This window comes from Streptomyces sp. NPDC000983, from assembly GCF_040299205.1.
Classification (GTDB): Bacteria; Actinomycetota; Actinomycetes; order Streptomycetales; family Streptomycetaceae; genus Streptomyces.
This window is the reverse complement of the sequence record NZ_JBEPBM010000029.1, coordinates 10301-20974: the sequence shown is the minus strand read 5'-3', so window position 1 is coordinate 20974 and position 10674 is coordinate 10301. Positions and strand designations below refer to the sequence as shown.

Genomic DNA, 10674 nt, shown 5'->3' with positions numbered 1-10674 from the left:
AACACCCATGGACCACGCACCCCACCCCGGCCTGCGCCGACGCGGCTTCCTCGCCGCCACCACCGGCGCCGCCGCCCTCGCCCTGACCGGCTGCGCGGGCGGAACCGAGGACGCGGCCTCCGCGGGCGACGGCAAGCCCCGGCGCGGCGGACGGCTGAGGGCCGCCTTCGCCGGCGGCGGCGCCAGCGAGACCCTCGACCCCCATCTGGTCAACCTCTTCGCCGACGCCGCCCGCGCCAAGGCCCTCTACGACAAACTCGCCGACTACGGCGCCGACCTCTCGGCCCGCCCCCGCCTCGCCGAACGGTGGGAGCCCAACAAGACCCTCGACCGCTGGAAGGTGACACTCCGTCAAGCCGCCTTCCACGACGGCAGACCCGTCACCGCGGCCGACGTCCTGTACAGCTACCGCCGGATCACCGACCCCGAGGGATCCTTCCGCGCCAAGGCGTCCCTGGAACCCATCGACCTCGACGCCAGCCGCGCCACCGGCGAACGCGGCATCGAGTTCGTACTGAAGCGGCCGACCGCCGAATTCCCCAACGTGCTCGCCGCGTTCGGCGCCTACATCGTCCCCGAGGGCGCCGACGACTTCGACACGAAGCCCGTCGGATCCGGACCCTTCCGGTTCGTCTCCTTCAGCCCCGGCCGCTCCGCCCTCTACCGCCGCAACCCCGACTACTGGGAGGGCGCCCCGCACCTGGACGAGCTGGAGATCGTCGTGGCCAACGAGGAGTCCGCGCGCGTCAACGCGATCCTCGGCGGCCAGATCGAGTACGCCCACGAACTCAACCCGGCCACCGCACGCGCCCACGAGAAGGGCGGACGCGTCGAGATCGTGCGGCTGCGCAACAGCGCCATGCAGGCGTTCTGCATGAAGACCGACCGCCCGCCCTTCGACGACGAGCGGGTGCGCCAGGCGTTCTTCCTCATCGCCGACCGCCAGGAACTCGTCGACGGCGCCCTGTCCGGGGCCGGCGAGATCGGCAACGACCTGTTCGGCAAGGGCTACGAGTACTACGCCGCCGGACTCCCGCAGCGCACCCAGGACCTCGACCGGGCCCGCGCCCTGCTCAAGGCGGCGGGCGCCGAGAACCTCAAGGTCACCCTGGACACCTCGGCCGTCGCCGCCGGGTTCACCGAGGCCGCCGCCATCTTCCGCGACCAGGCCGCACGCGCCGGCGTCACCGTCGAGGTACGCATGGGCAGCAAGGACTCCTACTGGTCCGACGTCCTCGACAACGGCAGCCTGTCCTGCTACCGCTCCGGCGCCATGCCCATCGAGGCGCACCTGTCCCAGCGGCTGCTCACCGGCTCCACCACCAACGCCACCCAGTGGCGGCACAAGGACTTCGACGCCCTCTACCAGCAGGCCCAGTCGACCGCCGACAAGACCGAACGCGCCGCCGTCTACGAGCGGATGCAGCGACGCCTGCACCGCGAAGGGGGCTTCCTGGTCTGGGGGTTCGCCGACTGGATCATCGCGACCACCCCCGCGGTCAGGGGCGTCGAGCCGAACGCGCCCGCCAACACCCTCGACTGGGCCCGCTTCGACCAGGTGTGGCTCGCGTGAGACCGGGCGGCCCGCGCTCCTTCGTCGCCCGGCGGCTGCTCCTCGGCGCCGCGCAGACCGCCGCCGTGGTGCTGCTGGTCTTCGCGCTCACCGAGGCGCTGCCGGGCGACGCGGCGGTCGCCCTCGCCGGCGACCAGCCCGACCCGGCGCGGATCGCCGCGATCCGGGAGGCCCTCCACCTCGACCGGCCCGCGCACGAGCGGCTCGCCGACTGGACGTGGGGCCTCCTCCACGGCGACCTCGGCACCTCCCTGACCTCCGGCCGCCCGGTGACCGGCTACCTCGCCGACGGCTTCGGCCCCACCCTGCTCCTCGCGACCCTCACCCTCGCCCTGCTGATCCCGCTCGGCTTCGGCCTCGGCGTCCTCGCCGCCCGCCACGAGGGCCGCCCCGCCGACCGGCTGATCAGCTCCGTCACCCTCGCCGTGTACGCCGTCCCCGAGTTCGCCCTCGGGGTGCTGCTGGTGACGGTGTTCGCGCTGAAGCTGGCCTGGCTGCCGCCGACCGCCGTCGGCCACGGCACCGATCTCCTCGCCCACCCCACCGTCCTGGTCCTGCCCGTCCTGGTGCTGCTGGCCCGCCCCGTCTGCTCCCTCAGCCGGCTGGTCCGGGCCGGCATGGTCGACGCCCTGGCCTCGCCGTACGCCGCCCACGCCCGCCGCTGCGGCATCCCCGCAGCCCGGATCCACTGGCTGCACGCCCTGCCCAACGCGGCCGCCCCGGCCGTGCAGCAGCTCGCCCGCACCGTCGACTGGCTGCTGTGCGGAGTCGTCGTGGTGGAGGCGCTCTTCGTCGTCCCCGGACTGGGCACCGTGCTGCTCGACGCCGTCGCCGAACGGGACGTGCCCGTCGTACAGGGGCTCGCGGTGGTGTTCGGGGTGCTCGCCGTCGTCCTCAACCTCGGCGCCGACCTCGTCGCCCACCGGCTGGTGCCCCGGGCGGAGGTGGCCGCGTGACCCGGCGCCGCTTCGCGCTCGGCCTCGCCGTGGCCGCCGTACCCGTCCTGCTGGCCCTGCTCGGACCGCTCCTCGCGGGCGACCCCGGACCCCGGTCGCCGTCCTTCGTGCGCGGTGAGGGGCACCTGCTCGGCACCGACTTCGTCGGCCGGGACGTACTGCGGCAGGTGCTGCACGGCGGCCGCACGGTCGTGCTGACCGCGCTCGCCTCGACGGCCCTGGCCTATCTGGTCGCCGTACCGGCCGGGCTGGCCGCCGCGCTCACCGGGCGGCGGTGGCTGGAGGAGGCCCTGATGCGGCCCCTGGACGTGGTGCTCGCGGTGCCCTCGCTGCTGCTCATCCTGCTGACGGCCGCCGTCTTCCCGCCCGGCGCGGTGGGGCTCGCGCTGCTGGTCGCCCTGGTCAACGTGCCCGACGCGGCCCGTATCGTGCGCGCCGCGGCCGGCGCTGCGGCGGCCGGACCCGCGGTCGAGGCGCTGCGCATGCAGGGGGAGAGCCGGTGGCGGATCGCCTTCGGCCACGTCGGCCGGCGCGCCCTGCGCACCCTGGCCGCCGACGCCGGTATCCGGCTGACCGGCGTGCTCTACCTCGTCTCCACCGCCGCGTTCCTCGGCGTCGGGGTGGCGCCGGACGCCGCCGACTGGGCGGTCATGGTCGACCGCAACCGCACCGGACTGTACGTCCAGCCGTGGGCCGTGGTGGTGCCCGCGCTGCTGATCGTGGCGCTGACCACCGGCACGAACCTGCTCTTCGACGCGGCCCTGCAGAAGGACGCCGCGGCACCGCACCGGAAGGGGCCACGCCCGTGACCGAGGACCTCGTCGCCGAGATCCGCGACCTGCGCGTCGAGATCGACGGGCGCGCCCTGGTGGACGGGGTGAACCTGCGGGTACGGCGCGGCACCGTGACCGCGCTGGTCGGCGCCTCCGGCAGCGGCAAGACCACGACCGGGCTGGCGCTGCTCGGCGAGTACCCGCCGGGCTCCCGGGTCACCGGCTCGGTGCGGCACACGGAGGGCGGCCGCGTCGGCTACGTCCCCCAGCACCCCGCCGCCGTCCTGAACCCCGCCCGCCGGGTGGGCGCCCTGCTCCACGACATCGCCCGCACCCACGCCGGGGACGATCCGCGCCCGGCCCGCGAACGGGTGCTCGGCGCCCTCGCCGACGCCCAGCTCCCGGACGCCGGGGCCCTGTTGCGCCGTCACCCGCACCAGCTCTCCGGCGGCCAGCAGCAGCGCGTCGTACTCGCCCAGGCACTGCTGCTCGGCGCGCGGGTCGTCGTCGCCGACGAACCCACCACCGGTCAGGACCCGGAGGCCAGGGCCCGCATCACGGACCGGTTCGCCGCGGTCGCCTCCGGCGGTATCGCGGTCGTCCTGCTCACCCACGACCTGGACGTCGTCCGCGCCCTCGCCGACGAGGTCCTGGTCCTACGGGCCGGTCGCGTGGTGGAATCCGGCCCGCCCGAACGCCTGTGGCACACGCCCCGACACGCCTGGACCCGCGCCCTCCTCGACGCGGCCGATGCCGCGCCGGCCCGGCCTGCCCTCACCGGCCGGGCGGGCCCAGCCGGCACCGTGCCCGGCGCACGGAGCGGCGCCGCGGGAGGTGCCGCCGCGCAACAGGACGACGACCCGCGTCGGGCCGCACCCGGCGAGCGGGTCGACCCGACCGGGACCCCGCCCGGCGGACGAAGCCGGTCCGCCCCCGTCCGGTGGGCGCCCGTCCGGTCGGCGCCTGCTCCACAGGGCGTCCCGCCCGGGACCTCGCCCGGGACCTCGCCCAAGGGACCGGGCGGGGCCGCACCGCGCCAGGACGGCGCCCCGCCGAGCACCGCACCCGCCGGGCGGGGTGACCATGCCGGGACTGGGGACGCCGGGCGGGGTGACCATGCCGGGACCGGGGACGCCGGGCGGGGCGATCACTCCGCACCCGATGCCACGGGACGGGGCACCCGGCCGGGCGGTGTCATGGGGAGCGGAGGCGGCTGGGGCGGCCCTGGTGAGGCTCGGGAGGACGGGCCGGCGTCCGCCGGCCCTGCCGGGCGGGGCGGCGCCGTCGGGGCTGTTTCCGCTGGGGGGAGTGGCGCCGTCCCGGCTGCGGCCGCCGGGTGGGGCGGTCCTGCGGGGGCTGTGTCCCCTGGACGGGGCGTCGGCGTCGGCGACGATGTTGCCGCCGGGCGGGGTGGTGTCGCCGGGCCGGCTCCTGGCGGGCGGGGTGGTCCTGCCGTGCCGGTGTCCGCCGCCTTGGCGCCCGGCGGGCCGGTGCCCGCCCCGTCGGGCGGTCCTGTCGGGCTGATGCCTGCCGGGCCGGGTGGAGGTGGCGAGGCCGGGGAGGCCAGGGAGGGCGGGGACCCCGCCGGTGTGGTGCTGGAGGTTCGCGGGCTTGTCGCCGCGCATCGGGGGGTCGTGGTGCTGCGGGTGCCTCGGTTCGTTGTGCGGGGCGGGGAGTGTGTGGCCGTCGTGGGGCGGTCGGGGAGTGGGAAGAGCACGCTCGGGCGGTGTCTGGCCGGGCTGCACCGGGAGTACGAGGGTGCGGTGCTGCTCGACGGGGACGCGCTGCCGCGCAGCTTGCGGCGGCGGGACCGGGACCGGCTGGCCGCCGTGCAGTACGTCTTCCAGGACGCCCGCGCCGCCTTCGACGAGGCGCGGCCCGTACTGGACCAGGTCGCCCGCACCGCCGTCCGGCTGCGCGGCGCCGATCCGCGCCCCGCCCGGGACGAGGCGCTGGCCCTGCTGGAGCGGCTCGGCCTCGCCGAGGTTTCCGCGCACCGCCGCCCCGGCGGACTCTCCGGCGGCGAACTGCAACGCGCCGCGCTCGCCCGCGCCCTGCTCGCCCGCCCCCGCGTCCTGATCTGCGACGAGATCACCTCCGGCCTCGACACCGTCACCCGGCGCGGCCTGCTCACCCTGCTCCACGGGCTGAAGGAGGAGCCCGACGGCCCCTCGCTGGTGCTGATCACGCACGACGCCGCGACCGCACGCCTCGCGGACCGGAACGTCCTGGTGGAGGCTGGTCACGTCGTGGACGGGGCTCCCGGCCCCGCTCACGGTCTGTTGTGATGCGAGTCACATCAGGTCTAGGGTGAAAACGCCTGAGGGAAGTGAGTTCTTTGCCAGTCGCCTGGGACGACATCGGCGGGCTCGTCGACGCCCACGCACGCTTCCTCACCGGAGCCCGCGTCGACTCGGACGTCCGGGACGCGGTGCTGGCCTCCTGGAAGCGCTGCCGCTCCGCCGGTCTCGAACCGCACCGCCTGCACATCCCCTACGTCCCCGACGTGACCCTCGACGAGCGGCTGCTGCGCGCCGCCGAACCGGTCCTGCGCAAGCTCACCGAGTCCCTCACCGACCTCGGCACGACCGTCGCCCTCTGCGACGGACAGGGCCGCATCGCCCAGCGCCTCGGCGGGCACCGCCGCCTCCTCGCCCACCTCGACGCGGTCAGCTTCGCCCCCGGGTTCGACACCTCCGAGCACATCGCCGGCACCAACGCCGTCGGCACCGCACTCGTGGAGCGCGGCCCCGTCCAGGTCGTGGGCCGGGAGCACTTCGCCGACTGCCTCCAGCCCTTCGCCTGCGCCGCCGCCCCGGTCCGCGACCCGCTCAGCGGGCACACCATGGCCGTACTGGACCTGACCTGCCTGCGCGACGACGGCGACCCGATCATGCTCAGGCTGGTCCAGGAGGCCGCCCACGCCGTCGAGACGGCCCTGCTGGACCAGTCCACCCAGCACGAGCGGGCACTGCTCGCCGCCTACCGGCGGGCCGCCCCCCACGGGGTCCCGGAGCCGGACGGCGCCGCCGGCATCGGCCGTATCGACCTCGCCGTACTGCGCGAGAAGGCCGAGGCCCTGCTCGCCTCGCCGCACCGCACCCTGGACGAGGTGACCCTGAGCGGCGGCCGCTCCGCCACCCTGCTGCGCCGCCGGGTCGTGGGCGCCGCCGGGGAGACCGGAGTCGTCGTCGAGGCCCGTGTCCTCGGCCACCCCCGCCCCGTCGAACTCACCCCGCCCACCAGCCCGGCCGCCGCCGCGCACGTCATCGCCCCCGGCGGCCTCGGCGACCGGTCCGACGGCGGGCTGGTGCTGGTCGGCGAGCCCGGTGTGGGCCGGCTGGCGCTGCTCGCCCGCCGCCGGCTGGGCCTGCTGCACGAGGCCGGGACCCGGATCGGCGCCACCCTCGACGTCACCCGCACCGCCGAGGAACTCGCCGAGGTCGTCGTCCCCCGCTTCGCCGACTTCGCCGCCCTCGACCTGCCCGACGCCGTGCTGAGCGGCGAGGAGCCCGGACCGCTCGGCGCGGACGTCCCGCTGCGCCGCGTCGCCCTGCGCTGCCGCAACGACGAACCGCGGCTCTACCACGTCGGCGACGGGTTCGCCTACGTCGGCACCACCCCGCAGGCCCGCAGCCTGGAGAGCGGCCGGGCCGTGCTGGAACCCGTGCTCGCCGAGGCGGGCGGCTGGCGCGCCCAGGACCCCGTACGCCTGGAGCGGGTACTGGCGGCCGGCACCCACTCCCTGATCACGGTGCCGCTGCGGGCCCGCGGCACCACCCTCGGCGTGGTCAGCTTCTACCGCTGCGCCAACCCCGTCCCGTTCGAGAACGACGACCTCTCCCTCGCCCAGGAGCTCGGCGGCCGGGCCGCGATCTGCATCGACAACGCCCGCCGCTTCACCCGCGAGCACAACACCGCGCTCGCCCTCCAGCGCAGCCTGCTGCCCCGGGGCCGACCCGAGCAGAGCGCCGTCGACGTCGCCTACCGGTACATGCCCGCACAGGCCGCCGTGGGCGGCGACTGGTTCGACGTGATCCCGCTCTCCGGGGCCCGGGTGGCGCTCGTCGTCGGCGACGTCGTCGGGCATGGGCTGCACGCCGCGGCGACGATGGGCCGGCTGCGGACCGCCGTGCACAACTTCTGCTCCCTCGACCTGCCCCCCGAGGACGTCCTCACCCACCTCGACGACCTCGTCGGACGCCTCGACCGCAGCGAGGACTGGGCCTCGGAGACCACCCCCGCCGAGATCTGCGGCATAGGCGCCACCTGCCTCTTCGCCGTCTACGACCCGGTCTCCCGGCGCTGCACCCTCACCCGCGCCGGGCACCCGCTGCCCGCGGTCGTCGGCCCCGACGGCACCGTCGACTTCGTCGACCTGCCCTCCGGACCGCCGCTCGGCCTCGGCGGCCTGCCCTTCGAGACGGTCGAACTCGAACTCCCCGAGGGCAGCCGGCTCGTCCTCTACACCGACGGGCTGGTCGAGGACCGCCACCGCGACATCGACGCCGGCCTCGACCGGCTGCGCGCCGCCCTCGCCCACGCGGGCCCCGCCCCCGACGACACCTGCGAGGCCGTCCTCGACGCCCTGCTCCCGGTCCGCCCGACCGACGACGTGGCGCTGCTCGTCGCCCGCACCCACGCCTTCGGGCCCGACCGGGTCGCCGAGTGGGACCTGCCGAGCGACCCCGCCGTCGTCTCCCGCTGCCGGGCCGCCGTCACCGCGCGGCTCGCCGAATGGGGCCTGGACGACCTGGCGTTCACCACCGAACTGGTCGCCAGCGAACTCGTCACCAACGCCATCCGGCACGCCACCGGCCCCGTCCGGCTGCGGCTGCTCCGCGACCGCGCCCTGATCTGCGAGGTCTCCGACGGCAGCGGCATCTCGCCCCGGCTGCGCCGGGCCCGCACCGAGGACGAGGGCGGCCGCGGCCTCTTCCTCGTCGCCCAGCTCACCGAACGCTGGGGCACCCGCCACACCCCGCACGGCAAGGTCATCTGGACCGAGCAGCCGCTGCCCTCCTGACCCACCGGCCTGATCCCGGTCCTTGCGGAACGAGATCCCGGTCCTTACGGAACGCGTACGTCCGCCGGGCGGCGGCGCGCCGGGCGGGCCCGGGGTGCGAGGCTGGCCGCATGGAACAGCAGCAGCCCCGGGTCCTCGTGGTCGACGACGACCCGACCGTCGCCGAGGTGGTCTCCGGCTACCTCGACCGCGCCGGATACCTCGTCGACCGCGCGGCCGACGGCCCCGACGCCCTGGCCCTGGCCGCCGAACACCGGCCCGACCTCGTCGTGCTGGACCTGATGCTGCCCGGCATGGACGGCCTGGAGGTCTGCCGCCGGCTGCGCGGACAGGGGCCCGTCCCGGTCATCATGCTCACCGCGCGCGGCGACGAGGACGACCGCATCCTCGGCCTGGAGGTCGGCGCCGACGACTACGTCACCAAGCCCTTCAGCCCCCGCGAACTCGTCCTGCGCGTCGAGTCCGTGCTGCGCAGGGTCCGCCGCACGCAGCCCGTGGAGCCGCTGCGCGCGGCCGGTCTCACCCTCGACCCGGCGGCCCGCCGCGCCACCAAGGACGGCGCCGAACTCGCTCTCACCGTGCGCGAGTTCGACCTGCTCGGCTTCTTCCTGCGGCACCCGGGGCGGGTGTTCGGGCGGGAGGACCTGATGCGGGAGGTGTGGGGCTGGGACTTCGGCGACCAGTCGACCGTCACCGTCCATGTGCGCCGGCTGCGCGGCAAGGTCGAGGACGATCCCGCCCGCCCCCGGCTGATCCGGACCGTCTGGGGCGTCGGCTACCGCTTCGAGGGGGAGTCGCCATGAACGACACCCTCCTCATCGCCGTCTACGCCCTCCTCGGCGCGACCGCGGCCGGTGCGCTCGGCGCGGGCGTGCTGCGTCTGGTCCGGCGCCGCTCGCTCGCCGTGCACCTCACGGTGGTCGCCGCCGTCGCCGTCACCGCGATGCTCGCCGGCACCCTCGTCGTCGCGCAGGCGATGTTCCTGTCCGAGCACGACCTGAAGGTCGTCACCCTGGTCGCCGCCATGGCCGCCGTGGTCTCCCTGGCCACCGCCCTGCTGCTGGGCCGCTGGGTGGTCGCCCGCAGCCGCGAACTCGCCCTCGCCGCCCGCTCCTTCGGCGACGGCGGCGCCTTCACCTCCCCCGACGGCCCCGCCACCGCCGAACTCGCCGCCCTGAGCCGAGAACTGGAGGCCACCAGCGCCCGGCTCGCCGCGTCCCGGGAACGCGAACGCGCCCTGGAGTCCTCCCGCCGCGAACTCGTCGCCTGGATCTCCCACGACCTGCGCACCCCGCTGGCCGGGCTGCGCGCCATGTCCGAGGCACTGGAGGACGGCGTCGCCGCCGACCCCGACCGCTATCTGCGGCAGATCCGCACCGAGGTGGAGCGCCTCAACGGCATGGTCGGCGACCTCTTCGAACTCTCCCGCATCCACGCGGGCGCGCTCGCCCTGAGCCCCACCCGGGTTTCCGTCTACGACCTGGTCGGCGACGCCCTCGCGGGCGCGGACCCCCTCGCCCGCGAACACGGCGTACGGCTCGTCGGCGACGGCGTGGACCCCGTGCCGGTCGAGGTGGACGGCAAGGAGATGAGCCGGGTCCTGGGCAACCTCCTGGTCAACGCGATCCGGCGCACCCCCTCCGACGGCACGGTGGCGGTCGCCGCCGAACGGACCCCCGAGGGGGTGGTGCTGTCCGTGACCGACGGCTGCGGAGGCATCCCCGAGGAGGAGCTGCCGCGCGTCTTCGACACCGGCTGGCGCGGCACCGACGCCCGCACCCCGCCGGCCGGGGCGGGCCTCGGCCTCGCCATCGTCCGGGGCATCGTCGAGGCCCACCGGGGCAGCGCCACGGTCCGCAACATCCCCGGCGGCTGCCGCTTCGAGGTAACCCTCCCGACGGCCGAAGCCTGACCCGCCCCCTCCGGCGGGAGCAACTCCCGCGCCTCGCGCGGACGGCTCGCCGCCCGGAGCCGTCCGGCTCGGCTCCCGGGGCTGGCCGTGTCGGGGTGTTGGCCGCGCGTGGGCGTGCGTCGCGCTTGTGCGGGCTGTCCGTCTCTCGGGCCCCGGGGCGAGGCGTGTGGGCGGCGGGCCGGGCCGGTAGGCGCGGGGCACACCCTCCGCGCCTCGCGCGGACGGCCCGTAGCCCGGGGCCGTGTGGCTCGGCTCCCGGGGCGGGCCGTGTAGGGGTGTTGACCGCGCCCGGGCGTGAGTGGCGCTTGCTCGGGCGTTCGCCTCTCGGGCTTTGGAGGACCGGGGCGAGGCGTGTGGGCGGCGGGCCGGGCCGGTAGGCGCGGGGCACACCCTCCGCGCCTCGCGCGGACGGCCCGTAGCCCGGGGCCGTGTGG

At 76.1% G+C, this 10674-nt stretch carries 7 protein-coding genes; all 7 read left to right on the top strand.

Annotated features, from left to right (window positions below; all coding sequences use genetic code 11):
- Positions 1–7: 7 nt before the first annotated feature.
- The 7 genes from ABT296_RS27815 to ABT296_RS27785 all read left to right on the top strand — a co-directional run bounded on the left by ABT296_RS27815 (position 8) and on the right by ABT296_RS27785 (position 10240).
- Entirely contained in the window at positions 8–1573 is a 1566-nt protein-coding gene (locus ABT296_RS27815; protein WP_351931398.1) for an ABC transporter substrate-binding protein, read from the top strand.
- Complete coding sequence (locus ABT296_RS27810; RefSeq protein ID WP_351931397.1) at positions 1570–2529, top strand: ABC transporter permease; 960 nt, start codon at positions 1570–1572, stop codon at positions 2527–2529. The genes ABT296_RS27815 and ABT296_RS27810 overlap by 4 nt, the downstream gene beginning before the upstream one ends.
- Entirely contained in the window at positions 2526–3338 is an 813-nt protein-coding gene (locus ABT296_RS27805) for an ABC transporter permease (RefSeq protein WP_351931396.1), read from the top strand. The genes ABT296_RS27810 and ABT296_RS27805 overlap by 4 nt, the downstream gene beginning before the upstream one ends.
- Positions 3335–5590 (top strand): ATP-binding cassette domain-containing protein, encoded by a 2256-nt coding sequence (locus ABT296_RS27800; RefSeq protein ID WP_351931395.1) that lies wholly within the window; start codon positions 3335–3337, stop codon positions 5588–5590. Before ABT296_RS27805 ends, ABT296_RS27800 begins: the two co-directional genes overlap by 4 nt.
- Before the next feature lie 41 nt (positions 5591–5631).
- A complete protein-coding gene (locus tag ABT296_RS27795) occupies positions 5632–8328 on the top strand; it encodes a SpoIIE family protein phosphatase (RefSeq protein ID WP_351931394.1) in 2697 nt (898 codons plus the stop codon).
- 110 nt (positions 8329–8438) lie between these two features.
- On the top strand, positions 8439–9131 hold the full coding sequence (locus tag ABT296_RS27790; protein WP_351931393.1) for a response regulator transcription factor: 693 nt from the start codon (positions 8439–8441) through the stop codon (positions 9129–9131).
- Entirely contained in the window at positions 9128–10240 is a 1113-nt protein-coding gene (locus tag ABT296_RS27785) for a sensor histidine kinase (protein WP_351931392.1), read from the top strand. The genes ABT296_RS27790 and ABT296_RS27785 overlap by 4 nt, the downstream gene beginning before the upstream one ends.
- Positions 10241–10674: the final 434 nt, after the last annotated feature.